Source organism: Desulfuromonas sp. TF (genome assembly GCF_000472285.1).
Lineage (GTDB): Bacteria > Desulfobacterota > Desulfuromonadia > Desulfuromonadales > ATBO01 > ATBO01.
This window is the reverse complement of the sequence record NZ_KI421426.1, coordinates 1-24,716: the sequence shown is the minus strand read 5'-3', so window position 1 is coordinate 24,716 and position 24,716 is coordinate 1. Positions and strand designations below refer to the sequence as shown.

The window sequence follows — 24,716 nt, the reverse complement described above, 5'->3', positions numbered from 1 at the left end:
CGGCAAGCTGATCCTGCAGATGGCCGGCTGCGTCGGCAACGACAACGGCCGCTGCAACGCCTGCAACACCGGCCTGTGTCCGGTGGGGATCACCACCCAGGAGCCCCCGCTGGTGCACCGCCTCGATCCCGAGAAGGTGGCCCAGAACATCGTCAACTACTTCCTGGCCATGGACACCGAGTTCAAGAAGCTCATGGCCCCGATCGGGAACTCCTCCCTTCCCGTCGGCCGCTCCGACGCCCTGGTCTCCGTCGACAAGTCGGTTGCCGAGAGGTTGCAGATTCAGTACGTATGTTAAAAGGCGGTGAGGTGTCAGGAGTGAGGAGTGAGGCGTAAAGGCCCTTGCTCCTCACCCCTCACCCCTCACTCCTCACAGGAGTTAATATGCCAGCTCAAATCATCGGCTTTGACGACAATAATAAGCGCATCTCCACCCAGCAGCTCCTGCAGAAGATCTATGCGGCGCTGGAAGCCGGAGAGACGGAATTCGAGGTCCTCTCCTCCGGGCACCACAACATCGGCGGCCCCCTGTGGACCGAAACGGGCGCACCCCTGCGCTTCAGGGTCAAGAACCCCGGCCAGCGCGTCGGCTCCTTCGCCCTCGACGGCACCGAAATCATCGTCGAGGGGAGCGCCCCGGCCGACGCCGGATGGCTCAACGCCGGCGCCACCCTGGTGATCAAGGGGGACGGCGGCGACACCACCGCCCACTGCGCGGCGGCGGGGAAGATCTACGTGGCCGGACGGGTCGGCACCCGCAGCGGATCGCTGATGAAGCACGACCCCGCCTACGAGCCGCCGGAGTTCTGGATCCTGAAGAATACCGGCTCCTTCTCCTTCGAGTTCATGGGCGGCGGCATCGGCGTCGTCTGCGGCGTCGGCTGCGACGGTCTCGACTCGATCCTCGGCGACCGGGGCTGCGCCGGCATGGTCGGCGGAACCATCTACGTGCGCGGTCCGGTGCAGGGCCTCTCCGAAGACGTCTGGCTGCTGGATCTCGACGAGGCCGACCGGCTCTTTCTGCAGGAGGGAATGCCCGTCTTCCTGGACAAGATCGAGCGGCCGCATCTGCTGGGCGAGCTCACCGACTTCTCCCGGTGGCGCAAGATCGTCGCCAAGACCATGAGGGAGCGCCAGGTCCACAGCCGCCCCACCATGCGCGAGTTCCGCCTGAACAAGTGGGTCGAAGGGGGGATCTTCGGCGAATTGGTCAGGGACGACTACAACGCCGTCGCGGGCCTGGTCAACGCCGGCGACGACCGCCTCAAGGTCCCCCACTGGCAGGACAAGCGCTACGCCGCCCCCTGCGAGTCGGCCTGCCCCTCGGCCATCCCGACCCAGGACCGCATCAACCTGCTGCGCCAGGGAAAGGTCAAGGAGGCCCTGGAGCTGGTCCTTAAATACTCCCCCTTCCCCGGCTCGGTCTGCGGCGAGGTCTGCCCCAACCTGTGCATGGACGCCTGCACCCGCCAGTTCCTCGACCATCCGGTGGCGATGAAGGAACTCGGCCGCCTCTCCCTGGAGGCCGGCTCCCCGCAGCCCAAAGCCGCGACCGGCAAGAAGGTGGCGGTCATCGGCGGCGGCCCCGGCGGCCTCTCCGCCGCCTGGCAGCTGCAGCTGATGGGGCACAAGGTCACCGTCTACGAGGCCGACGACGAGGTGGGCGGCAAGCTCACCCAGGTCATCCCCGACGAGCGCCTCCCCCGGCAGATCCTCCACACGGAGATCGACCGGATCAAGGAGCTCGGCGTCCGGATCGAGGCGGGGCACAAGGTGACCGCCCGCGAATTCAGCACCATCCGCGAGGCCAACCACGCCGTGGTCATCGCCAGCGGCGCCCACAACCCGGTGGTCATCCCCTTCCAGGGGCACGAGCGCCTGGTCAAGGGGCTCGACTTCCTCAAGGAGGTCAACGCCGGCAAAAACCCGAAGGTCGGCGAAAGGGTCGTCGTCATCGGCGCCGGCAACGCCGGCATGGACGTGTGCCTCGGCGCCTACGCCATGGGAGCGAAGAAGGTCACCGCCATCGACGTGCAGCGGCCGGCCGCCTTCCAGAAGGAGATCGACCATCACAAGGCCCTGGGCGGCGAGGTCATCTGGCCCTTCTTCACCGAGAAGATCGACGAAAAAGGGGTGCACGGCAAGGACGGCCGCTTCATCGAGGCCGACACCGTGATCATCTCCATCGGCGAGCGCCCCGACCTCTCCTACGTCCCCCGCGAGTGGCTCACCGACCGCGGCATGATGGACGTGGACGGCTGCTGGCAGTCGGCCCACGCCCCCGGCGTCTTCGCCATCGGCGACGCCATCGCCCCCGGGCTCCTCACCCACGCCATCGGCCACGGCCGCGAAGCCGCCGAGTACATCGACACCTTCCTCTCTGGCGGCGAGCTGGTGGCGAAGAAGAAGCTGGAGATGATTCCCCAGAAGTGCCTCAGCAAGGAGCTCTTCCGCCCGAAGAACCGCGGCCGCTTCTGCGTCACCGACGCCAAGGACGAAGCCAACCGCTGCCTCTCCTGCGGCACCTGCCGGGACTGCTCCATGTGCCTGGAGGCCTGCCCCGAGGGGGCGATCCGCCGCATCGAGAAGGCGAACGGCGCCTACGAGTACGTCTCCGACGACCATCTCTGCATCGGCTGCGGGATCTGCGCGGGGATTTGTCCTTGTGGGGTTTGGGGGATGGAGCAGGTGGTTTAAGCTGGTTTTTTTGCTTGATGAGTGGAAAGGGCCAAACCTTGATGGGTTTGGCCCTTTTTCATTTAAGAGGAATGTCCCTTCCGAGTGGACAGGTTGGATGGAATCGGCTAAAGATTGACAATCCTATTGACGGAGAAATTGGATTTATCTGGAAAAGTTTCAGTTATTCTCAAGGCTTAACTAAAACTTAGATTGACGTTAATATTGACGCTAGACTCACCAATCCAAACGCCTCAATGATTTTTTTACACCAAACCAGCAAGTTGGGCAACACTCCACCACTCCCCGCCCGAGCATGTTGGCGGCCCCCGTTTTTAGCTACAACCCACAAAGGCCTGGTTGATTTTTGCAAATTCTTTCTGGAAATCTGCCTCGATCAGATCGACTACATGCATCAATTGCTGGCACTCGATACGTTCCATAGGATTACCGGCTATGTCCGGATGAGGGCCGAAAAGATCATACAGGCGCCAACAGCCAAGCACACGGGCATGAAAGTCGAAGCGGGAAAGGTTCTCCAGGAGGCTCTCTTGCGGGGTGAAATGACCAGAGGAGATGCCGCGAGCGCCTCAGGCCTGGGCCGATCGGGCCGTGATGTTCTGGCCCAACTCTTGGAAGAAGGATTGCTGGTTTCCAGCATGCCCAAGGGACCGGTAAGGATCAATTTCCCAACCCACATCTCGCCTTACCTGTTCCCCGACCTCTATCCGGCCCACATGTTGCCGTGAATTCGAGAACGGCGCCTGCGAGTACGTCTCCGACGACCATCTCTGCATCGGGTGCGGCGTCTGCGCGGGGATTTGTCCTTGCGGGGTTTGGGGGAGGGTTTGGCCCTTTTTCTGTTGGTGAGGATTGCCCTCTCAAAGAGAGCAGCAATTCTGTCCCCAGTCTTCCGTCATCGACATGCTTTCGATTTTCACTCTGGAGTTCCACGCAGGGATAGGCTAAACTGCGATTGAACGCGATATTAAGATGTTGCGCAGGAGGAGTGAGATCACCATGGGCGTAGCGCTTCCTTAGATCTGTCCCCTTTTCACCCCTCATTGCCCTCGCCCCTCAAAAAATAGCAATTTCGGAGGGAAAATCTCCTGATTGAGGTTTTTCTTTACATGGTCAGTGTCTCTTGCTAGAATTTCATTTTTTTTACGCGATTTAAGTCTGGATTGAAAAAATGGGGGAAGTCGTGAGTCACAAAAGTCTTGCAATAAACCGAGACCGGATCAAACCTACGCTGGAAGGCTATTCTGAATTTGCCACCATCACTGGGCCCAGGTCCACAGGGAAGTTTGAGGAGTACATAATAAAAACCCCCGGTCAGCCAGACGCGCTACTGCATATATATTTTCTCAAAGATGGTGCCACCACGATAAATCCCAAGGTCGGAAAGAACCAAAAAACATCACATGAATTAGCAGACCTAATTAAAGAAAAGTGTTCCGTTAGAGAAACAAATAGGGGTAACCTTTCCCTAAAAAACGTCTCTAAAGACAATTTTAATATTATGCTCGATTTCGTCAAAGACGAATGTGAGGCAAAAATAGAATCAATAATAGATTTGGCACATGGTCAACAGTTCAAAATTCGGGGCAGACAAAACGACGTTCTTTCCATTAACTACTTTAATAATGGTTCACTCTCTATTCAAGGAAAGCCCCTCCTTATTTATACTGAAGTAATCGAAATTCTGTGCGAGCTGTTGCCATATAAAGACATTGTTGCCTCCCAACTGCGGGTTATCGACACAGATATTTCCGAGGCTGAAGTTACTGACGAACTTGAGGCAAAGATACCTAATGCACACCCATTTCTCGGCAGCAAGGTAAAGGCAATTCTCGCCCCAGCCTTAGCATACCAGAGGGTTGCTATTGAATTTTCCGATTATACATCTATGACTTTTCCTGCACTTAAGGGGCTGGAGGGCTATCTCAAACTGTTGTTTCTCGAGCATAATATCACAATATCCAGAGAGGGATTTGGTGACCGCTTTAGGGGCGATCCATCCCAACTGGTGCCGGATACTCAGCAAATTATTAGCTGCGACAAAACTTGCCGAGCCATTGAGAAGGTGTATGATTACTTTAGGAAACAGCGACATGGCCTCTTTCATGTTGATGGAACTCCTGCAACTACCCGGATAATCAAGAACCGCCTTGAAGCAGATCAGATCATTAATGATTCGCTCGCTCTGATAGAAGAAACCTACACTTCTATTAAATCATAAAGAGATTTAACATGAGCAAGGCATACAACTTAAAAAAGATTTCCGATCCTGAGTGTAAATATATTGTTTTCTCTATTGATTATCATCGAATAGAGGACTACATTACTGACCTTGCAAAGGAACTTACAAGCAAGTCATTTTCTGGTCTTGTTATCTTCGACTTACTTTTAAGCAATGGGCTCAGCTCTGATCGGTATGTAAAGGCACACTTCGATGGCAATAAATTTTTATTGCAAACTATGCAACCACTGGACAAAGTTGATGATAAGATCGTAAAGTTATCTTCGAATTTCTATATAAAGAAACCTGAATACCTAGAAAGAAGTATTCTTTCTCGAACCCAAAAGTTTCTGATTCGAAGGGAATTGTCTACACAATAAACCGGTAATAAGACATTCTTGGACTCACCGTCGCCTAGCGACTTGCTTTCTCCAAATTGCAGAAGGCCCTTTTTTTAGGCACGCACCTCTCTTTGTCATTAAGCCAGGTTAGTTAATCAAGGGTCTGACAGACATCCTAACCTCTGTTTAGAATAACAAGTCTCCTCTTTTACTTGCTCCATTTTTTCCCAACAGCCGAATCCATATTAACCTCAGTCAAAATCCATGTGAACAAAAAAAGAGACCCAGAATTTAAAGGGTTACAAGATAGCGGACTGTGCACTTCATTATTGAAGAAGCCCTAATTGTATACCCTTTTCTGTTACTGCAGTCACTTCGACCTTGATGCTGTCTCCCTGCCTGAATCTTTCACGAAAACTCCCCCTGATGTCATGGGGGAGTTTGCTTTTGTGAAGCAAGCCGTCCGTTTGTTTCCCAATCCGTACGAATATGCCAAAATCAACGACATTTTTAACAGTACCAACGTAAGTCTGGCCCACACCTTCATCTGCAATACGCTGCCTAACTGATGTGACAGTTATGTTTTCAGCCGCAAGATTTCCATCAAAACCTGTCATAGCGTAAAATTCGACAGTAGCGCCCATCAACTCAGCAATATTCCTGGATTTATTCATGAAGTTTTTTCGATGAAAACTAATGATTCTTTCCTGCGTATCTTTGATTTTCCCAACTTTCCCATTATTGTGAACAAAAACTATCTCTCCACAAATTTTAGGGACGCCTCTGTATCTCTCATTTGCCCAAAAGGTCTTTGCCTCCCTTAAATATTTACCGGTGTTTCCTATAAGATCTAGATCGATACCGTAGTGTATAAACATTCTGGCATAGGAATCTTTTACGCGCCATTGCTGGTCTTTGATTGTTGCAGCTATCAATTCAGCCAGGATTCTTCCCTCATCAATCCGTTCAAGCTTATTAAGTATTTTTATTTGCAAGATATAAAGATTAATCATATATTGTGGTTCATTGCTGCTAAAAGTTGCACTTACCGCATATTCCCATGCTTTAACATAATCTCCTTGATCACAATACAGTTCTGACAAATCCTTATAAATGAACCATTTATCGCTTCCTTTTTTCGTAGACAAAATACTTTCAAACTGGTCTTTGCTCTCTTCAAAATTGCCTAATCTTTCATTACATATAGCTATCCTCATATGGAACCACAAATCGTTGTCATAATGGAATTTATTTAATCTATTCAAAGCCTCTTCACATAAGAGCTTACAGGATGAATAATGCTCCATTTTTAGAAGAGCCTTCGTTTTCACCGCATAATATTTCTCTAAATCTGAAGCTAACTCAACCCAACCTCGGTCTTCAGTATTAATGCTATGATTTAAGTCAGATAGATAGTTGACATTCAAGGAATCAAGTAGGTCATTAATCCTGTTTGCATTGAATTGATTCTCAGAATGTGCATCTATTAATTTGAGAATTGATATTGTCGTTGGGCACGGGTATGAAGCATCTTGCTTCAAATTTTTTTGAGGTGACAATTTCACTAAGGAAACTATCAGTTCTTCATGACTTAGTATTTCACTTTTAGGGAGATTTTTAATACAAAGGTCATAAACCAACCAAGCAAAAAGTCCATTTATTTTTTCGTTATTATATCTATTAACAAGTTCCATTGCCCACTCAAGATCGTCGCAAGATGCTGCTCGCAAGGCCTTTATGGAAAAGAAGGCATCCCATTCGTTGAAATCATTTGGAAACTCATTCCACAGCCTGCGATATATGGCAACTGCAGCAGTTGGGTTTGATTCAATCAAATCTTTTGCTCTTTTTTCTAGGTCATACTTCGATTCCATTTGGCACCAGACTATAAGTGTAGAGTTTGATTTGGCAGTTTCTATCCGTGATAATTCATTGGGCTCCAGATTTTTCGAACCTTAACTAAGTCCAAGGTAACAAAACCACCTTAGGTGTCAAGAAAAAAATTACTAGATGTTGTACTAAGACCCTCAGGCTATCCACAATATATAGTTGGACAGGCCGTGGACCAAGTTCGGGGGAAACATACCTAATACAGGGGGACAAACGGGGACGTTCTTAAAACGTTGAGCAACTGCATAAGAAAAAGGGGCCAAGCTACTTTTCCGATAAGTAGCTGGCCCCTTTTTCAGCCTCGGTTCCGGTATAGGTTCCGGTATGGGGTCCCTGGAACTATCCCCGGGGGGGGCGGCCTCCCCGGACGGTTCGCTTCTCCCCCCTTCTTCCTCTATGATCTCTTCTTCAATTCTCCCTTCCTCTATCGGCTCGATGGTCTCCCCGGCCGGATCGACCCCGATTTCGGACGTCCCCTCCTCGAATACTTCATCTTCGCCGCCCCCAGAGGCCGCATCCTCTGCCTCCGTCATGGGCGGGGGGCTCGGAGGGGCCAGGCCGAGCAGGACGGGCAGTTCCTCCAGCGCGCCGGCATACTGGCTTTGATCGAGGATGTTTCGTCCCTCCAGCAATTTCAGCAGGCGGGCGGCGCGCCGCTGAACCTTCTGCGGCTTGAGCTGGGGGTTGTAGGCGACCCGTGGCCCGGGGAGGATGGCGGCGAGCAGGGAGCACTCGGCGGGACTCATTTCCTCCGGGGTTTTCCCGAAAAAGTGGCGGGACCCGTGCCCCACGCCGTGGACCATGGGTCCCAGTTCGACCACGTTGAGGTAAAGCTCCAGTATCCGCCCCTTGCTCAGCTCCTGTTCCATCTCGCGGGCGAGGAGGAACTCCCGCAACTTGCGCCAAAGGGATTTCTCCCGCGAAAGGAAAACGTTCTTGGCCAACTGCTGGGTGATGGTCGAGGCGCCTCGCGCCATGCGCTTCTGCTCCAGGTTGTACTTGAGCGCCTCGCGCAGGGCGGGGACATCGACCCCCTGGTGTTCGTAGAAGCCGGCGTCCTCTGCGACGATGACCGCCCACTTCATCTCCTCCGGAATGGACTCCAGAGGGGTCCAGTAACGGTTCCGCGGACCGAGGAGGAAGGGGTGCTCTCCGCCCTGCCAATCGCGGACCTCGATTGTCAGGGTGGCCCGGCGCTCCTTGAGAGGGATAACGTCGGGAAGAGTCCAGAACACCAGGGCGAGCGCGGCGCCGAGCAGAGACACCGAGAGCGCGGTGAGCGCTAGAAGCCGGCGCAGATACAGCCGGCGGCGCTCAGGGGAGAGGATGTGTTTTATCGAATATTGCAACAGCTTGCCTTAACCCCCAGTTCTACGAGAAATACTTGTCTAATCCCAGATGCCCATGCAACTCCCGGAAGTCCTTCGGACCCAACTGGAAAAACAGCCGCAGGTAATAAAAGCCCTCGAAGGGGAGCGCGTAGCGCGCCAGGCCTGGTTCGGTGCAGGCGGCGCACTCGGGGAAACGCCCGACGCCCCGACGGAAACGGGCCGCCCGGTGGCTGGACATCAGCGTTTCCAGTGGCATCGTCCTGACATTGCCCACCACCTCCTCCCGCAAGGGGCAGGGAGAGAGATCGCCATTGCTGCGCAGGAAGTAATAGTTGAAGCCGGCCGTGCAGGGCTTCTTCATCCGGCCTTCCTCCAGGTAGTGCAGCAGCTCCCGGCGGTAGTAGGACCATCGGAACCGGGGGCTTTGATAGAAGCGGCGCAGGGCTTCCCGGTCCTCGGGGGAGAGGGACAGGGTCTCGCCCAGGTCGAGGTTGGCGTAGCGGGCGGGGGTCAGGATGTAGGGGGAGACGATGGTAAACATCCGGTGCCTGTCGGCAAAGCGGGCGATCTCCTCCAGTTCACCCGCATTGTGCCGGGTGACCGTGGTCTTGGCGCCGAGCACCAGGCCCGGATGATCTTCCCGAAGGGCTGCAAGCCCCCGGATGGTCGCCTCGAGTTTTTCCCACCCCCCCGGGAAGCCCCGGATGCGGTCGTGCAGAGGGCCGACGGCGTCGAGGCCGAAGGCGAAGACCAGGCCGATCCCTTGTCGCTCAAGGGCGGGGAGGAGCGCCTTCACGTCGGTCAGGATGAGGTCGGTGAGGAAGCCGTTGGTCGTGACGGCGATGGAGGAGAGGCGGGGAAAGCGGTCGGGCTTGAGGCAACAGATGCCCTCGAAAATTTCGACCAGATCCCGGCGCAGAAACGGCTCGCCGCCGGTGACGTCCAGCTCCCGCAGGTCGCCGAGCATGGGCGAGGCGAAGACCTCCAGCCACTCGCCGGCGGAGAGTTCGGGCAGGTCGCGGGGCGTCTGCCAGATGTTGCACATCAGACAGCGGGCGATGCAGCGGCGGGTGAGCTCCAGGCTCAGGGCCTGGGGCCGGGCGGCGGCGCCGGTCAGTTTCAGGCAGCGGAAGCGCAGTCCGCGGCAGGCGAGTCGGCCGAGGGACGGCGGGCGCTTGCCGCTCGATTTGACGGATTCGGTTGGCATTTGCCTCCCCGTTCTAAAAGTCCTTTTCGATCGCTCCATTATACCATCGTCAGACCTCACATGAGCCCGCGGTGCCCATGCCGCGGAAGACGGCACCACAGGCACAGCATTGACAATGTCGACATATCGAATTACAATTTGAAATACAATATGCAGACAAAGGAGGTTTCTCATGCCCGCTCTCAGCCTGCGCCTGCCGGAAGATCTGGATCATCGTCTCGAAGAGGAAGCCCGGCGCGAAGGCCTCCCCCGCTCCGAGGTCGCCCGCCAGGCCATCAGCGATTATCTCGCCCGCCGCGAACGCGAGCGCTTCATGTCCGAACTGGTGGCCGAAGCCCGGGCCGCCTACACCGACGAGGCCATGCGTCGCGAGGCCCTCGAAATGGCCGAAGATTTTCAGGAGGCGGACAACGAAGCCCTGGACAAGGCCGAGGGCCGCAAGCCGGGTGAGTCGGAGAGGGATGAAGAGAGGTGGTGGAAGTGAAGCGCCGCGGCGAAATCTGGGTGGCCAATCTGAACCCCGGCCGCGGGCGGGAGGTGGGCAAGATCCGGCCGGTGCTCGTCATCCAGGACGACGCCCTCACGTCCAGCGGCACGCCGATGGTCGTCATCCTCCCGCTGACCACCCGCGTTTATCCCTCCTTCAAGCGGTGGCGCATCACCATCGCCCCGCGCGACCGCCTGCTCAAACCCTGCCAGGTCGTCGTCGACCAGCCTCGCGCCCTGGATTTGGATCGCTTCGGCGACGGCCCCCTCACCACCCTCGCTCCCGAGGAGATGGCGGAGGTGGGAGTTCTGGGGACAGTATATTTAATTACGGGAGTTCTGGGGACAGTCCAAGCCAGTTTGCCTACTTTCCCCTTATGGCCAGAATCGCACGCGTCATTGCCCCATGCTATCCCCATCACGTCACCCAGCGCGGCAACCGCCGACAGGAGACCTTTTTCCGTGACGAAACGGAAAAAGGAACGGAAAAAGGGGACAGATTTTATTTTTAAAAAGACAAAAAAGCTAGATCTGTCCCCTTTTCTTGTCGGGAGCAGAGGGTCGAAAGCTCAAGTTCCCTCGCGCGGTTTTGGGGGGATGGAGCAGGTGGTGTAAGGCTGGATTTTCAGCTTGATAAACGGAAAGGGCCAAACCCGGATGGATTTGGCCCTTTTTCTTTCGACCTGCGAGCAGCCCCTGACTAGCGGCGGTTGCCCATCACCCGCAGCAGCATCAGGAAGAGGTTGATGAAGTCGAGGTAGAGGCGCAGGGCGCCGAGGATGGCCTCCTTCTGCCGCGACTCGCCGTCGGCGAAGCCGGCCTGGCCGATCATCTTGAGCTTCTGGGTGTCGTAGGCGGTCAGGCCGACGAAGACGAAGACGCCGATGTAGCTCGTCACCCAGTAGATCATCTCGCTCTGGAGGAAGATGTTGACCACCGAGGCGATGACGATGCCGATCAGCCCCATGAAGAAGAAGCTGCCCCAGCCGGTCAGGTCGCGCTTGGTGGCCATGCCGTAGAGGCTCATGGCGGGAAAGGTGCCGGCGGCGACGAAGAAGGTGCTGGCGATGGACCCGCGGGTGTAGACCATGAAGATGGCGGAGAAGGTCACCCCGCTGAGCGCCGAGTAGAGCAGGAACATCAGGGTGGCGGTGGCGGCGCTGATGCGCTGTATGGCGGCCGACAGGGCGATCACCAGCCCGAGTTCGGCGATGATCAGGCCGTAGAAGACCATCCTGTTGCCGAAGATCAGGTCGAGCATCGACTGGCTGGAGAGGGTGAAGAGCGCCACCAGGGCGGTGAGGCCGAGACCGGCGGTCATCCAGCCGTAGACGCGGGGAAAGAAGCTGGCGGCGACGGCCCCTGCCGGGGCGCTGGAGAGGACGTTTTCCCTGTTGAACATGAGTGTCGGAGTTCCCTTCTTTGGATGTGAGTTTCGGATTCGGAGACGGATTATAGCAGATTGCGGTGCGCGGGGGATCGGGGATCGGCAAGATAAAGGGGACAGGCTACTTTTTCGATAAGTAGGCCTGTCCCCTTTTTGGCCCTCTCTTCTGGGCAACCCAGGGAAGTCGTACCCTCTCCTTCGGCCAGCAGCAGACTCGCCCAGCTGGCAGGGAGATAACGCTAAACAGCGTTTGGCTGCGATTTTTAACGATTTTTTCCCATTCTGTCTACGTTTCAACCATCTGGAATTCTGGACAGTCTGGCGCCTAACCCTGTTATAAAAATACCCTTTATAGTAAAATATCACACATAGTTCTTGCAGTTATGCCCGTTGATTGGTATCCTTTAGATCGGTTTTTAGGACACATGAACCTCTCTCGCCAAGGAGACCGAGAATGAAGCCGTTCTTCCTCTTGCTAGTCCTGGTCGTATCCGGGATACTCTTCGGAATCCTCTTCCACCCCTTCGGGTGCGTCCAGGTCCTGTACCAGCGTCTGCATCGCGCCCCTGCCCGTTTGATGGAGATGCGGCGGAACAGACTCCCGGCGGCCGGCCTGTTCGGTTCGTTCAGACACCCCCGTGCAGACGAGGCTTGGAACCCTGCTAGGCAGTTCTGACTGGTCCCCCCCTGGCCCTGCCCGTCCAGAACCAGGCGGAGAAAAGCAGAAAAAGGGGACACCTTCCCTTCTTGCCTCTGGTGCTGAAGATCAAAATTTCTGCCTCAACGCCGTAGGCAACCGGGCGAGAGGTTGCAACGACCAGTTCAGCAGTTCGCCGACTGATCGAACGCGCTCGGGTCGATGCAGGTCTTCGGGAGAAGCTGATGGCTATCAGAGTGCTTATCTTGCAATCATGACCCCGTTTGTGACCGGAGGCGGGATTCCCCCATCTCAAATAGGGGGTTGCCCCCCATTGTAGTTCGAACGCTCCCCCCGCTAGGATGAAAATGGAATAGATTTTCCTGGTCTTGGTCCATTTATGATTTGCCGGAGCAGCTTCCGGTGAACGGTGGGAGATGACATGCTCAAGAAGTTCCGGACACGCCTGGCTACCCTCTCGTTCGCGCTGGCTGCAATCCTGGTTTGCCCCCTGCCGGCATCATCCCACGTCAAATGGTTCGTCCGGGAGGATTCCGAGCACCCGGTTGCCATCAGCCTCTTTTCCCTGAGCGAACCGGCCGTCCAGATCTGGGTGCTCATCATCCTGGCCTGCATCACGGTTGCCCTCCTTCTGGACCGCTACCTCCCCCGCCCCCCCGAAAGGATGTCGGCTTTTTTCTGGCAGAGACGGCAGCAAGTTCTCCATCTGTTTCAGGTGATGGTCGGCCTGGCCCTTCTGCTGACCGCTTTCAAGGGAGCTGTCCTGGCCCCCCATCTCGCCGAGCCCGGCCGGATCGGCCTGCTGCTCCGGTTTGTCGAAGGGGGTATAGGCCTTCTGTTTATCGCCAACACGGGGGTCCGGCTGGGAGCCTGCCTGATGGTCGGTCTGTTTCTGGCGAGCACCGCGCTGTTCGGTTGGGTCTCCTCGCTGGAATACTTCAATTTTCTGGGCATAGCCCTGTTTTTGCTGCTTGCCTCGCTTTCCGCCAGCGGCCCGGCCCACCGGTTAAAACCCTACGCGCTGCCGGTCCTTAGAATTCATACCGGGATTGCCCTCGGAGTGCTGGCCTGGACCGAAAAACTGATCGATCCGAATCTGGCGGTCCGGTTTCTGGAAAAAACTCAGATCAATTTCATGAAGGCCCTCGGGATCGACCTCTTTTCCGACCGGATCTTTGTCCTCTGCGCCGGTTGTACCGAGTTGATTTTCGCCATCATCTTCGCCCTGGGACTGATCACGAAGGTCAACACTTTGGCCGTGGCCGGGTTTCTGGTCTCCAGCAACCTCTACTTTTTCCTGGTCGGCAAGACCGATGAGGCCTTTCTGGAGCTGACCGGACATCTGCCCCTGGTTGCGATCGCCATCCTGCTGGTTCTCTACGGCGGCGGCAAAAGGCTTTGCCTGACCAACCTGATTTTCCGCCGGAGCAGGGCTGGAGTCGCCGGCGGCAATCCCCGGGACGAGAGCCCTGATTTTCCCTGACCCCTCCCCCGGCAGCCGACAGTAGGAAAAATTAGCTCGTGCGCCACCCTGCCAAAGAAAAAGGGGACAGCAACTTTTTCAAGGAAGATGTCCCCTTCTCTGCCCCGATGCTCCACTGATGGCCCTGGAGATCTGACAATTCAAGGGCGTAAGGTGAAAGCGCCTTTCTATTCGGACATCGCTTCGCCCGAACCACCCATTTCCTGGGGAACATCCTTAAATTTCGGCAGTCCGTCCTTCATCGGCAGGACCGTTTCCTGATAGTTGACATGGACAGCGGGGTTGAACGGAAAATCCGGTATGGTTGCGGCATAAACGTCAATGAGCTTCCATTCCGGATGGTCGGTGAACAGGTGTCCCCCGCAGGTCGCGCACCACTTGCGGAAGCTTTTCGGGCTCTTGTTGTAGGTGCGGATTTCGTCCTCCCCCTGGAGGACCTTGACCGCCTCGGGATTCCACAGAGTGAAGGCGTTGACCGGCCCCGCCGACCAGAGTCGGCAGTCGCTGCAGTGACAATAGCCCATAGCAGCCGGTTCACCGGTGACCGTAAACTGCACCCCACCGCAAAAGCAACTTCCCTTGTACCTATTTTCGCTGGACATATAGGTCGCCTCCCAAGAACGATTCGAGATGGGGCTTTTCTTGTCAACTATACGCCCTCGCTACGCACCTGCAAGTCCGGAAACTGTTCGTGGTACGTCTGGAGTCGGCCGGGCAAGGACGGTTCCTCCTCAGCCGCCTTCCGACTCCGCCCTTCCCTTTTCCAGGGGGAGTGCGCCCTTTGTCACAAGTTCGACGCCCGAAACGGCACGTGCTCGGTGGCAAGCGGTCCGGAAAAGTAAGATCATCGGCCGGATCGCCGAACAAAGGGGAGAATCAAGGCAAGACAAAGGGGACCAGCTACTTTTCCGATTTGCAACCACGGGAATCGGATCTCCTGCCGGTGTAAAATAGAGACAGGAAAAGACAGACAAGGCGTCTCTCCCGGAGAGACCCCTGTCGGGAAAGGAGGCAAGTCATGGGACGCAAATACATCGACTGCAGGGAGCAGCCCAGCGAGAGCAAATGCACGGTGGCCTTGGCGGCGGACACCGAGGAGGAACTCCTCGAAGCGGCCGTGCAGCACGCCGTGACGGTCCACGGGATCGAGGACTCGCCCGCATTCAGGGATGAGCTGCGCAAGGGATTCAAGGAAGGAACGCCTACCCGGTAGCTGGAGACTCACCGGAGAGGGGCAGAAGGGTCAGGCCACGCGGTTTGGCCCTTTTTCTTCTTCCTGTCACGGGGAAAACCGAAGCAGGACCGTCGAGGCGGCAGCGGCCGTCCCTACATCGCCAGGACGGAGACGTCCAGCTCCTCGACAAGGCGGTTCGCGGTCGCCTCGATGCGGTAGGTCGAGCCGTCCCGCCACCCCTGGCCGAAACCCAGACGGATGGCCGACTTTCCCCTCCCCGGCTGGTCGTCGATAGCCACCTCTCCCCCCTGGTAGCCGACCCGGACCTTGACCTTGCCTGACTGGGCCTTCAGGACGATGGTGCGGAACTCACCTTCACGCAAATCGAGCGACTGGGAGGCGATCGGGTAGCTCTTGCCCTTTATCCGGACAATCCCCTTGAGGAAGGTGATTTTGATCCGGACCGGCGGCGTTGAGACCGCCGGAGGCACGACCACCTGCGGTCTCTCGGGGCGCGGTCTCTCGACGATGACGACCGCTGGTTTTTCGGGCTGCGGCGCCCGCGGCCGGACGACGATGACCGGCGGAGGCCTCCGGGCCTGGCGGTCGCGGGGCGGATCCCCCAGAACCTGTACCGTGACGTTCACGCCACGCAGCTCCAGGGGCCCCTTGGCGCCGAGGTTGGCATAGGTTTTCCCCTCCTCCCAGAGCTCCTCATAAACCAGCCGGGCGGCACGGGATCGCTTGGCGCCCGGACTGTCGTCGAGCAGAAGGATGCTGCCGTCGTAGCTGGCGACCATGGTCGCCCTCCGGCCGTCGCCATCGACGATCTCGACCCGTTTGGTCTCGCCGGCGGCGATTTTGAAGGCGACCGGCTGGTAGGCCCGGTGGGCTCCCTGGAACTTCAGCCGCCCCTCCCGAAGGGTCACCCGCAGCAGGTCGCCGTAGACCCCCTCTCCCCGGTAGACGGCATCGACCCGCAGCTGTCGCTGGGGGGCGTCTTCGGCTTCGATGGCGAACTGACGCTCTCTTTCGATCTCCTTCAGCCTGGCACGCTCCTGCCTCTGCTGCAACAGGACCGCCTGGCGGGCCTGGTACGCCTCCATCGCCGCGATCCGTTCCTGCTCGCCCATGGCTTCCCAGCGTTCCTGCGGCACGCCGTAGATCGTGGCCGTGCAGCCGCTCAGGACGATCCAAATCACGAAAAGGCCGGAAACGATCATCCGCTTATTCATGGCATCTCCTCCTTGCTGCCGGAGCCCCCGCCCGGACATCGGACGGGGACGGACCGGAGCTGAAATCCGCATTCTCGGCGGAAAGAATAATGCAATTCCGGCACCAATGCACCGGACATCTGCCCCAACGGGGGCGATGTCGGGTCGCGGAGAAGCATCATCGGGGTCACGGCGGTTCACGACCTGCTATACTTCTGACCAGGACACGAAGTCAGAAGGAGGCGATCCCATGGCGGACAGAGCCATGCCCCCCTTTTTCCGGGCGAAGGGGGAAGGAAAGCACATCTGGTTTCTCGGCGGGCTTATGACGGTGAAGGCCTCCGGGGCGGAGACGGGCGGGGACCTGGCGGTGGTGGAGAACCTGCTTCCGGCGGGCTTCGCCACTCCCCTGCATGTGCACCGGGATGCTGACGAGCCGTACTACGTACTGGAGGGAGAGGTCACTTTCTACTGCGAGGGGGAAGCGTACCGGGCCGGGCCGGGGAGTTTTCTCTTTCTCCCCCGCGGCGTTCCCCACGCCTTCCGCGTTTCGGAAGCCGGGCCGGCCCGGCTGCTGATCCTCACTCTGCCGGGTGGATTCGAGGATTTTGTCGAGGATGCCGGTATTCCGGCCGGGCAGCCCGAACTTCCGCCGGCGACGCCCGTCGACCTTTCGGCTCTCCCGGAAACGGCAGCCCGGCACGGCATCGACATCCTGGGGCCGCCGCCGGACTGAGGCCGCAGCAACGAGGATACATCCTTTTCTGGTTATCTCTGCCTCAAGTCGTCATTTAAGGGGGGGGCAAATCTTGACATTCGCCTTACGTCAATTGACCAAAAACATAAGTCTGCCTTAGCCCCTCGACAATTGCCCGCTATCCTAGAGTGCTTATCTTGCAATCCTGACCCTTTGACCTTTGAAAATTAGCTTGCAACCACTCCCGCCCCCCCGATAAACTGCCTGAGCATCGGGTTGGGGCAGATCGGGATGTGACCTCCCAAGTCGAAAAAACGGTAAAATGAAAGGGAGGATTATCAATGGATGCTGTAGAGAAAGTTTTAGAGATCATGCGCGCCGAAGCCCAACCGCTCAATGCCGGAAAAATCGCCGAACTGGGAGGCCTTGAACGGAAGGATGTCGACAAAGCAATGGTGCAATTGAAAAAAGAAGGAAAGATCGTTTCACCCAAGCGTTGTTATTGGACCCCGGCATAAGGATTACTGTGCATCGCGAAATTCCCCGCCGCCGCATCGCTGTGCGAGAGAATGGGTCAATTGAAAGAGAATGATCATGAATAAGCTCCCTGCTGTCATCTATTCGGCAGAGATCAAGCCCGAATGGCTGGATTACAACGGCCATATGAATGTTGCCTATTATGTCCTGGTCTTCGATCTTGCTGTTGAAGAGTTGCTCCTTTCCATCGGCCTGGGTGAGGAGAGCGCAAAAGAGACCGGCATATCCACAATGGCGCTGGAGAGCCATATCACCTATGATCGAGAGGTCACTCTTGGACAGGAGGTGGAATTCCGGGTGCAGCTACTCGATTACGACCACAAGCGCATACACCTCTATCTGGAAATGCACGTCAAGGGAAGCGGCGGCTACCTTGCTTCCACGCTGGAACAGTTAAGCATGTGCGTGGACCTGAATGAACGTAGGTCGGCATCCTTCCCGGATGGAGTGTTGGAGAAGATCGAGGTCCTTGCCCAAGCACAATCACACTTGAAACGACCGGAAAACATTGGCCGTAAAATCGGTATTCGCAAGCAGCCGAAGGTGGCTGGCTCAGGAGACAGGCAGCTGCACATTGACGGAAGTAGCTAAGGCAACCGGGCAGGAGGTAGCAACGACCAGTTCCGCAGTTCGCCGATTAATGGAGCGCGCCCGGGTCGATGCAGATCTTCGGGAGAAGCTGATGGCTATCAGAGTACTTACCTTGCATAGCTTACCGTTTAGGAAACAGTCAATCCGGAGCCCGCGTGTCCAAACCCGTCACACCGGCCAAGGCGGTCCGTGACCGGCCATCCCATGCTTTGATAACGCTGAAGCTTCCATCCGTTTCCAGAACGACCGCTGCGACCATCTCAACTGCCGCAATCCCCTAGCCGCGCAATGCGGCGCGGACCTCCTCCTCGGTTACCCTCTCCCGAAGCATGGTTTTCTGCTGAGGAGCTTCGAAGGGACATTGTTTGCTTGTTTGCTAAAGCGATGAACATCGAGTCTTATGTGGGGGTCAGGCATGCGTCAATGCAATTTTAGGAATATGCCGAAATGCATTGACGCATGTCTCCATGACTGCCTGCATCTTACATCCCCGCTGCCCCTCTCCAACAAAAAAGCCCGCCAAAAGCGGGCCTTTCCCATCTAAGCCGATTTCCGTCTGCGGCTGGCCCTGGCCCGCGGGTTGTAGTCGAGGCAGAGCTGCAGCCAATACTGCAGGTCCGCGTCTTCATCGATCCCTTCCAAATCGACGAAGACGAACCCCTTCATCGGCCGGCCGGTGAAATCCATCTCCCGCGCCCCCGGGCGACTCAAAGCCTGCTCGTAGAGCGCCGGGTCGATGCGAGCCATCAGCGTTTCGCCGACGACCCCGGCGCACATCTTGTCGTTGACCATGAAGCAGAGCCCGCCCATCATCTTCTTCTCGGCCGCCGTCACGTGCAGCTCGGCAAAGCCCTGGCGGATGCGGTCGGACAGGTGTTCATCATAAGCCATCGGATATCCGTTCAAGTACGGCCGGGTCGCCGGTCCGGATTGCGGGCCGCTTTGCGGTGACGCTTAATACTATAGCAACGATCGCGAAAACCACCATCCGGGCCGGCATGCGGCTTCAATCAGAACAGATAATTCCCTGAAGAGGGGAATTCCGGGTACATAACACCTATTCCAGGATGCCGCCCGGCCACTGCTCTTGCCACACATTGACAATGCCGACAAATCGAATTACAATTTGAAACACAATATGCAGACAAAGGAGGTTCCGATGCCCGCTCTCAGCCTGCGCCTGCCGGAAGACCTGGATCATCGTCTCGAAGAGGAAGCCCAGCGCGAAGGACTCCCCCGCTCCGAGGTCGCCCGCCAGGCCATCAGCGATTATCTCGGCCGCCGCGAACGCGAGCGCTTCATGTCCGAACTGGTGGCCGAAGCCCGGGCCGCCTACACCGATGAGGCCATGCGCCGCGAGGCCCTCGAAATGGCCGAAGATTTTCAGGAAGCGGACAACGAAGCCCTGGACAAGGCCGAGGGCCGCAAACCGGGTGAGTCGGAGAGGGATGAAGAGCGGTGGTGGAAGTGAAGCGCCGCGGCGAAATCTGGGTGGCCAATCTGAATCCCGGCCGCGGGCGGGAGGCGGGCAAGATCCGACCGGTGCTCGTCATCCAGAACGACGCCCTCACGGCCAGCGGCACGCCGATGGTCGTCATCCTCCCGCTGACCACCCGCGTGTATCCCTCCTTCAAGCGGTGGCGCATCACCATCGCCCCGCGCGACCGCCTGCTCAAACCCTGCCAGATCGTCGTCGACCAGCCTCGCTCCCTGGACGTCGACCGCTTCGGTGACGGTCCTCTAACCAGCCTCGCTCCCGAGGAAATGGCGGAGGTGGAAAAAAGTCTCAAGGGGGTCCTGGGACTTCTCTGATCCAGGTCGTTCGGGGGTCGGGCCAAGCCATTCGGGCCTGGCCTTTTTTCGCGCCGGAGATCTCCAAGAGACGTGCAGGCTCAGACCCGGCAAAGTATTCTATATGTCAGGCACGAAAAGGAGCATTTGCCTTGTGAGTATATGAAAAGTCGTATACATTGACCTCCTGCTGCGAAGAGGAGGTCAAGCGATGATACGGAAGATCAGCGGAGCGTTCACGGGAGGCGCACTGGGCGCACTGCTCGACAGCTTCAACATCTGGTGGATGGGAGTGGCCGGCGTCTCAGACTGGCTCGGCATCGGCATGAAGCCTGAGTTCGCCGCCCCCTGGGTCTACAAGCGGATGATCTGGGGTGGGATCTGGATGCTCCTGCTCCTTCTTCCGGTCTGGAAGGGGCGGATCGTGGCGCGGGGGATGCTCTTCAGCCTCGCCCCCTCGGCGATGATGCTGCTGGTGGTCCTTCCGTCGATGGGCAAGGGGCTCTTCGGTCTCGGCTTCGGCGCGATGATGCCGGTGGTGGTCGTGGTGCTCAACTTCATCTACGGGATCTTCGCCTCCTGGTGGTATTCGCAGACGAAGTAAAAACATAGTGTCCAATCACCTGGCGCTGTTCTTCCTTATTCTCTCCCCATCACCAGCCCGGCGGCGTAGAGCTGGGGATTCGGGATCGGACCAGGCCAGCAGGCCCTGTCAGGAGATTTATCTTGACAAAGCTTTTATGAAACTTCAAGACTGTGAGCATGGCAATATGTGCTTACAATCTGGTGCAAGTGATTCAACAAAGCGCGCCTGCGTGAATGCTGCGCTGATTCAGAGTGCGTTATTGTGAGGAGGCTGAAATGGTTCGCGCAAACTTAATCGTGCTTACATTGCTATTTTGTGCGGTGGCATTGCCTGCAGGAGCTGAGAAGAACCAGATCGTTGCCGGAGCGGGTCCGTCCACGGCAACAGCAAAAGCTTTCTTTTCCGCGTTTTCCCATTTGCCCGAGGCGGAGGGTTATAGTTTCATGGTCATGGAAGTTTCCGTCAAACACAAGGGCGGGATTGAAAATGCGAAAAAGTTCCTTTTCGGACGCACCGGTCGTCCTCTCACCGATGACGAGAAGAAACTGGGGAATGACGAGATCATTCTCGCCAAGGTGCCGATTGCTTTTGCCAAGGGACTCGAAGTTGACGTGAACACATTGAGCCTGGCGCAGGTCGAAGCCATTTTCACCCGCAAGATAAAGAACTGGAAAGAGGTCGGTGGGGCGGATGCGCCGATCCTGCTGGTCGGAAGGGAGCGGGGCGAGGCCTTGTCCCAGGTTCTTCAGGAAGATCTTGAATGGTTCAGGAAGGTGGAATTCGACCAGAAATTCAAAACGGACAATGAGGTGATGAACTTCCTCAAGTCGCCGCTGGGTCGACATGCGATCTCCTTTGGCGCCAAGTCGAACTTTTCCGAATTTAATCTGCTCGAAATGAGCGCCTTTTCCTCAGGAGTTAAGCTAGGGCTGGTCTACAATGTGAAAAACAGGAGTCACCCCCTCGTTGAAGCCGCGCGCCGCTTCGCCCAGAGCGCGGAATGGAACGAAAAGCTGGCCGGGTTGGAGATGCTCCCCGTCGGTGATTCGGGGAAGTAACGTTCAGGGAGAGGAAAACCTGATCCACCAATCAGAACGCCTTCGGTGCTCCCAGCCCGGAGGCGTTTTTTTCGATCGAGGAGCCCCGCTGAGGCCGGCCATCCTCGAAGATAGCTTACCGTTTAAGAAAACAGGCTTGATCCGAGAGCCGCCGTGACGATGAAGTCGAACGCGTTCCACTTCGACAGTGTCCGCTTGCCGGTGATGCGCAGAATGACGACGATCGCCAGATAAGCGAAGATCCCGACCACCAACGTCCGTGCCAGCACCTGAGCGCTCTCGATGAACATGTCGCAGCTACCTAAATAATGGGATGGGGATACTTTCCGCCGGATATTCTACGGTGCAGGACGCGGTCAGTCGAGCGCAGTCATCAGGCTAACTGCCAGCGCTGCCTCTCCCCTTTTCCCCACTCCTTTTCCTTAATTACTGGAAATACTTGTCTCCATTATACAAAGGCAAACTCCGTAAGCAGAGTTTTTCATGAACCTCGCGGATAAAGACCGCGCTCCCTCGCGTGGAGCCGTGACAGGCCCAACAGGATATCGATATTGGGCGTCGGCTCGCCCACCTTTTGCCCGATCTCGCGAACGGCGCTTACCAGGGCATCGAGTTCGACCGATCGACCCGCCTCTACATCCTGAAGCATGGAGGTTTTAAAAGCTCCCATCTCACGGGTCACCGCATTGCGTTCCTCACCGCTCTGGTGGATGGGGCACCCGATCTTTTCTCCGATTCGGGCTGCCTCCTGCATGACATCGAGACAGAAACGGTTGACCTGGGGGTCATCGAGTATTTTGTCGCACGTCGCACCCGTGATGGCCGAGACAGGGTTCATCGTCATGTTGCCCCACAACTTGAACCAGATTTCCGTCTGAATACTCTCCGAGACGACGATATCCATACCGGCCCGCGTCAGCAGAGCTGCGAGGGTTTTCAGACGCTCGGAAACACCCCCGCCCGGTTCGCCGATGATCAGCTTCTTCCCGAAGCCATGTTTGACGAATCCGGGTTCGAGCAGGGAAAAACTGCCATGGACCACACCTCCCACCACATGCCGGGTCGGAATCGAGGCCGCAATAAAGCCTTCAGGGTCGATAGACTCAAGCCGCATGCCGGCATGTCGGCCGCCGAACCCATCGAAGAACCACCACGGAACCCCGTTCATCGCGGTCAGTACGGTCGTGTCCGGCCCGACAAGGGGAGAAATTCCAGCGGCGACCTGAGAAAGGGCGGGAGCCTTCACGGCAATGATGACCAGATCCTGGACGCCCAAGGAGGCGGGATCGGCGGTCGCCTCAACAGATTCGGTGATCAACTCGCCGGCGGTCTTCAGCCGTAGGCCGTGCTCCCGCAGCGCTTTCAGAGTAACCCCACGCGCCACCGCACTCACCTGGCATCCCGCGCGCGCGAGCAACGCCCCGATGAACCCACCGACTGCTCCGGCACCGTAAATACATACTCTTCTCACGTCATCCTCCTCCCATTGTTTTGCTTTGCATTCACACCTTTTTGACGGGGATCTCAGGCTCCGAGCAATCGCCCCAGGAGATGACCAGATATAGTCCATAAAAGGACTGACCGTCAAGCGCGCATGTTTGGGATCGCCAAGATCCGGCCGGTGCTCGTCATCCAGGACGACGCCCTCACCGCCAGCGGCACGCCAATGGTCGTCATCCTGCCGATGACCACCAAGGTCTATCCCTCCTTCAAGCTGGCGAATCACCGTCACGCCCCGCGATCGGCCGCCAGGACCCTCAGCGACTACTCCCCTGAATACTCCCGCTGACGCTCGGTTATAATGTTCGTGTAATGATACCGCTCCATTATCGCGGGGGAGGAATCCATGTCCACCTACACTGTCACCTGCGGCGCCTGCGGCGCGGCCAACCGGGTCCCCTCCGAGCGCGAGGGTCAGGCCGGACGCTGCGGCAGGTGCCATGCCGCGCTGCCTCCGCTCTACTTCCGGCCACAGCCGCTCACCGAACACACCTTCGACACCTTTGTGAAAAACTTTCCCGGACCGGTCCTGGCCGAGTTCTGGGCTCCCTGGTGACCGCACTGTCTCTCATTTGCACCGTCGGTGCGAACGGTCGCCGAGAAGCTGGCGGGAGAGGTCGCCGTGATACAGGTCGACACCCAGGAGAACCCGGGCCTTGCGGCCCGCTTCGGCGTGCGGGGCATTCCGGCGATGATGCTGCTGCGCGGCGGCAAGATTGTCGACCAGCTCGCCGGAGCGCAGTCGGCGGAGGCGGTTGTGGCGTGGTTCAGGCGGAAGGGGTGAGCTGAGAATTTACTTTACCTCTATTGCATTATATTTATTTCCCCAAGTCTGTTTGAATTTGCCAGCGTTTTGCCGGAGTATTTGTCAACCATGAAATATCCTGTGTACATATCATTAACCGTCATGCAGAAGTTATTTTTTGCGGGATAGTCCATCGTATTCCAGAATGCGGTGTCAACGTATATTTTGAACAATTGATTGTCGATGGATATAGCGCCCTGGCTGATCAAACTATCAATAAAATTTTTGTTTCTCTTTATTGGTATGCTATTACTTTTAATTTTAGTTCCATCTATAAGTCCACTATAATAATTATATTTATTTTTATATAATTCCGAAGATGGATTTAATTGAGACAATTGTTTATATATTTCCCTATTCTTGTATATATCTGACGCTGGTATTTTCAACACCATGTCGTATAACCTCTTTTCTTCATTATCTTGTCGTAAGGATCCAATTTTTTCAGCTAACCTCTCAACAAGCATTCTTCCTTGAAAGTTCAGATTTGGGTTATATAAAAAGGTCGATATTACAACGCCACTGAGCACCAAAGTCAAAAATATATTCTTTCCCATTTTTTCAAATCCCCCTTAATTCATCCCTGTAAATTGATTTTCCAGGCAATTTATTTGAGATTTAAGGTGCTGCCTGCTAAACAGATTAACTTGGTCAAAGCTGTTGTCAAGATGTCTGTGCCCCGACAAGGGCAGCAGGTTACACTCTGGGCTCCCAAAAAAATCACCTCCGCCTTCCCCCTCCTGGCTCATCACTCAAGAGATGATAGAATCGAGACTTACTTGAGGAGATTCCACGCCCAGGAGGTGCCATGACTTTTCTGCTTGCCATTCTCGCCTTTTTCGCCGCAAGTGTTTATTTCTACTACCCCCTTGAGGAGCGGCTCCTCCAGCCCGTGCAGTTGGCCATCTTCATCCTGCTGGGCATCCTGGTCATCCTGGAAACGTTCCACGTGTTCCGCGACCGCCTGCTCAAGGATAGAGCCCCCAAACCCGAGCCTGCGCCGGCGCCTGCGCCGGCGCCTGCGGCCCCCGAGGCGGGCGCCGACCGGAAGGAAGAGACCCC

Annotated in this window: 28 protein-coding genes and 3 pseudogenes; 19 read left to right on the top strand and 12 right to left on the bottom strand. The window is 56.6% G+C overall.

What is annotated here, in order from left to right; genetic code table 11:
• The 5 genes from DTF_RS27430 to DTF_RS27880 all read left to right on the top strand — a co-directional run.
• Positions 1-298: glutamate synthase-related protein (locus DTF_RS27430; protein ID WP_255342776.1), on the top strand; the 298-nt coding region annotated here is incomplete at its 5' end.
• A gap of 86 nt (positions 299-384) precedes the next feature.
• Positions 385-2,697 (top strand): FAD-dependent oxidoreductase, encoded by a 2,313-nt coding sequence (locus tag DTF_RS0118215; RefSeq protein WP_027716487.1) that lies wholly within the window; start codon positions 385-387, stop codon positions 2,695-2,697.
• A 389-nt stretch (positions 2,698-3,086) separates the two neighbouring features.
• Positions 3,087-3,425: a hypothetical protein gene (locus DTF_RS0118210; RefSeq protein WP_027716486.1), complete on the top strand. Its 339-nt coding sequence runs from the start codon at positions 3,087-3,089 to the stop codon at positions 3,423-3,425.
• Between the two features lie 443 nt (positions 3,426-3,868).
• Positions 3,869-4,918 carry a type II toxin-antitoxin system RnlA family toxin gene (locus DTF_RS0118205; RefSeq protein WP_027716485.1) on the top strand — a complete coding sequence of 350 codons (1,050 nt, stop codon included), beginning with the start codon at positions 3,869-3,871 and terminating at the stop codon, positions 4,916-4,918.
• Positions 4,919-4,929: 11 nt separating this feature from the next.
• Positions 4,930-5,298, top strand: coding sequence for a type II toxin-antitoxin system RnlB family antitoxin (locus DTF_RS27880; RefSeq protein ID WP_027716484.1), 369 nt, complete (start codon positions 4,930-4,932; stop codon positions 5,296-5,298).
• 287 nt (positions 5,299-5,585) lie between these two features.
• Here the strand turns inward: DTF_RS27880 and DTF_RS0118195 are convergent, their stop codons facing one another.
• The 3 genes from DTF_RS0118195 to DTF_RS25800 form a co-directional block, all read right to left on the bottom strand.
• Complete coding sequence (locus DTF_RS0118195) at positions 5,586-7,133, bottom strand: S1 RNA-binding domain-containing protein (RefSeq protein WP_035058099.1); 1,548 nt, start codon at positions 7,131-7,133, stop codon at positions 5,586-5,588.
• Between the two features lie 153 nt (positions 7,134-7,286).
• Positions 7,287-8,498: a transglycosylase domain-containing protein gene (locus DTF_RS25805; RefSeq protein WP_051361453.1), complete on the bottom strand. Its 1,212-nt coding sequence runs from the start codon at positions 8,496-8,498 to the stop codon at positions 7,287-7,289.
• Between the two features lie 22 nt (positions 8,499-8,520).
• Positions 8,521-9,687 carry a radical SAM/SPASM domain-containing protein gene (locus tag DTF_RS25800; RefSeq protein ID WP_027716482.1) on the bottom strand — a complete coding sequence of 389 codons (1,167 nt, stop codon included), beginning with the start codon at positions 9,685-9,687 and terminating at the stop codon, positions 8,521-8,523.
• A gap of 172 nt (positions 9,688-9,859) precedes the next feature.
• Between DTF_RS25800 and DTF_RS0118180 the strand changes: the two genes are divergently transcribed.
• Together DTF_RS0118180 and DTF_RS27425 are read left to right on the top strand one after the other, a co-directional pair.
• A complete protein-coding gene (locus DTF_RS0118180; RefSeq protein WP_027716481.1) occupies positions 9,860-10,171 on the top strand; it encodes a ribbon-helix-helix protein, CopG family in 312 nt (103 codons plus the stop codon).
• A complete protein-coding gene (locus DTF_RS27425; protein WP_226989418.1) occupies positions 10,162-10,788 on the top strand; it encodes a type II toxin-antitoxin system PemK/MazF family toxin in 627 nt (208 codons plus the stop codon). The genes DTF_RS0118180 and DTF_RS27425 overlap by 10 nt, the downstream gene beginning before the upstream one ends.
• A gap of 85 nt (positions 10,789-10,873) precedes the next feature.
• Here DTF_RS27425 and DTF_RS0118170 read toward each other — a convergent pair whose 3' ends face one another.
• The gene (locus DTF_RS0118170) at positions 10,874-11,575 is read right to left on the bottom strand and encodes a Bax inhibitor-1/YccA family protein (RefSeq protein ID WP_027716480.1); all 702 of its coding nucleotides are present in this window, start codon (positions 11,573-11,575) and stop codon (positions 10,874-10,876) included.
• 460 nt (positions 11,576-12,035) lie between these two features.
• Positions 12,036-12,194, bottom strand: coding sequence for a hypothetical protein (locus DTF_RS26730; RefSeq protein WP_155890873.1), 159 nt, complete (start codon positions 12,192-12,194; stop codon positions 12,036-12,038).
• A gap of 445 nt (positions 12,195-12,639) precedes the next feature.
• Between DTF_RS26730 and DTF_RS0118160 the strand changes: the two genes are divergently transcribed.
• A complete protein-coding gene (locus tag DTF_RS0118160; RefSeq protein ID WP_027716478.1) occupies positions 12,640-13,701 on the top strand; it encodes a hypothetical protein in 1,062 nt (353 codons plus the stop codon).
• Positions 13,702-13,868: 167 nt separating this feature from the next.
• Here the strand turns inward: DTF_RS0118160 and DTF_RS0118155 are convergent, their stop codons facing one another.
• Positions 13,869-14,303 (bottom strand): GFA family protein, encoded by a 435-nt coding sequence (locus DTF_RS0118155; RefSeq protein WP_027716477.1) that lies wholly within the window; start codon positions 14,301-14,303, stop codon positions 13,869-13,871.
• 416 nt (positions 14,304-14,719) lie between these two features.
• On the opposite strand from DTF_RS0118155, the gene DTF_RS0118150 reads away from it, so the two are divergent.
• On the top strand, positions 14,720-14,914 hold the full coding sequence (locus DTF_RS0118150) for a DUF1059 domain-containing protein (protein ID WP_027716476.1): 195 nt from the start codon (positions 14,720-14,722) through the stop codon (positions 14,912-14,914).
• Positions 14,915-15,027: 113 nt separating this feature from the next.
• Here DTF_RS0118150 and DTF_RS25795 read toward each other — a convergent pair whose 3' ends face one another.
• Positions 15,028-16,110 (bottom strand): hypothetical protein, encoded by a 1,083-nt coding sequence (locus DTF_RS25795; RefSeq protein ID WP_051361452.1) that lies wholly within the window; start codon positions 16,108-16,110, stop codon positions 15,028-15,030.
• A 229-nt stretch (positions 16,111-16,339) separates the two neighbouring features.
• Here DTF_RS25795 and DTF_RS0118140 point away from each other — a divergent pair, with 229 nt between their 5' ends.
• The 3 genes from DTF_RS0118140 (at position 16,340) to DTF_RS24390 (ending at position 17,914) form a co-directional block, all read left to right on the top strand.
• The gene (locus DTF_RS0118140) at positions 16,340-16,825 is read left to right on the top strand and encodes a quercetin 2,3-dioxygenase (RefSeq protein WP_027716475.1); all 486 of its coding nucleotides are present in this window, start codon (positions 16,340-16,342) and stop codon (positions 16,823-16,825) included.
• 302 nt (positions 16,826-17,127) lie between these two features.
• Positions 17,128-17,304 (top strand): MarR family transcriptional regulator, encoded by a 177-nt coding sequence (locus tag DTF_RS0118135; RefSeq protein ID WP_027716474.1) that lies wholly within the window; start codon positions 17,128-17,130, stop codon positions 17,302-17,304.
• A gap of 76 nt (positions 17,305-17,380) precedes the next feature.
• Positions 17,381-17,914, top strand: coding sequence for a thioesterase family protein (locus DTF_RS24390; protein ID WP_051361451.1), 534 nt, complete (start codon positions 17,381-17,383; stop codon positions 17,912-17,914).
• A gap of 139 nt (positions 17,915-18,053) precedes the next feature.
• On the opposite strand, the pseudogene DTF_RS27875 reads toward DTF_RS24390, so the two are convergent.
• Together DTF_RS27875 and DTF_RS0118125 are read right to left on the bottom strand one after the other, a co-directional pair.
• Positions 18,054-18,236 (bottom strand): annotated as a pseudogene (locus DTF_RS27875) (YetF domain-containing protein); the annotation flags it as partial.
• Positions 18,237-18,454: 218 nt separating this feature from the next.
• Positions 18,455-18,805: a TfoX/Sxy family protein gene (locus DTF_RS0118125; protein ID WP_027716473.1), complete on the bottom strand. Its 351-nt coding sequence runs from the start codon at positions 18,803-18,805 to the stop codon at positions 18,455-18,457.
• A gap of 268 nt (positions 18,806-19,073) precedes the next feature.
• Here DTF_RS0118125 and DTF_RS0118120 point away from each other — a divergent pair, with 268 nt between their 5' ends.
• The 4 genes from DTF_RS0118120 (at position 19,074) to DTF_RS25790 (ending at position 21,349) form a co-directional block, all read left to right on the top strand.
• Positions 19,074-19,385: a ribbon-helix-helix protein, CopG family gene (locus DTF_RS0118120; protein WP_027716472.1), complete on the top strand. Its 312-nt coding sequence runs from the start codon at positions 19,074-19,076 to the stop codon at positions 19,383-19,385.
• Complete coding sequence (locus DTF_RS0118115; protein ID WP_027716471.1) at positions 19,382-19,726, top strand: type II toxin-antitoxin system PemK/MazF family toxin; 345 nt, start codon at positions 19,382-19,384, stop codon at positions 19,724-19,726. The genes DTF_RS0118120 and DTF_RS0118115 overlap by 4 nt, the downstream gene beginning before the upstream one ends.
• 190 nt (positions 19,727-19,916) lie before the next feature.
• Positions 19,917-20,309 (top strand): hypothetical protein, encoded by a 393-nt coding sequence (locus DTF_RS0118110; protein ID WP_027716470.1) that lies wholly within the window; start codon positions 19,917-19,919, stop codon positions 20,307-20,309.
• Positions 20,310-20,734: 425 nt separating this feature from the next.
• Positions 20,735-21,349, top strand: a complete 615-nt coding sequence (locus DTF_RS25790) for a substrate-binding domain-containing protein (protein ID WP_027716469.1) — start codon at positions 20,735-20,737, stop codon at positions 21,347-21,349.
• A 131-nt stretch (positions 21,350-21,480) separates the two neighbouring features.
• Here DTF_RS25790 and DTF_RS26725 read toward each other — a convergent pair.
• Both DTF_RS26725 and DTF_RS0118095 read right to left on the bottom strand, forming a co-directional pair.
• Positions 21,481-21,639 (bottom strand): annotated as a pseudogene (locus DTF_RS26725) (DUF421 domain-containing protein); the annotation flags it as partial.
• A 191-nt stretch (positions 21,640-21,830) separates the two neighbouring features.
• Entirely contained in the window at positions 21,831-22,820 is a 990-nt protein-coding gene (locus DTF_RS0118095; RefSeq protein ID WP_027716468.1) for a 2-dehydropantoate 2-reductase, read from the bottom strand.
• Positions 22,821-22,943: 123 nt separating this feature from the next.
• Here DTF_RS0118095 and DTF_RS24375 point away from each other — a divergent pair, with 123 nt between their 5' ends.
• Both DTF_RS24375 and DTF_RS24370 read left to right on the top strand, forming a co-directional pair.
• Entirely contained in the window at positions 22,944-23,138 is a 195-nt protein-coding gene (locus DTF_RS24375) for a type II toxin-antitoxin system PemK/MazF family toxin (RefSeq protein WP_027716467.1), read from the top strand.
• Positions 23,139-23,195: 57 nt separating this feature from the next.
• Positions 23,196-23,633, top strand: a complete 438-nt coding sequence (locus DTF_RS24370; RefSeq protein WP_081703076.1) for a co-chaperone YbbN — start codon at positions 23,196-23,198, stop codon at positions 23,631-23,633.
• A 20-nt stretch (positions 23,634-23,653) separates the two neighbouring features.
• On the opposite strand, the gene DTF_RS0118080 is transcribed toward DTF_RS24370, so the two are convergent.
• The gene (locus DTF_RS0118080; protein ID WP_155890871.1) at positions 23,654-24,211 is read right to left on the bottom strand and encodes a hypothetical protein; all 558 of its coding nucleotides are present in this window, start codon (positions 24,209-24,211) and stop codon (positions 23,654-23,656) included.
• Between the two features lie 251 nt (positions 24,212-24,462).
• Here DTF_RS0118080 and DTF_RS24365 point away from each other — a divergent pair.
• A pseudogene (locus tag DTF_RS24365) lies at positions 24,463-24,716 on the top strand (hypothetical protein); the annotation flags it as partial.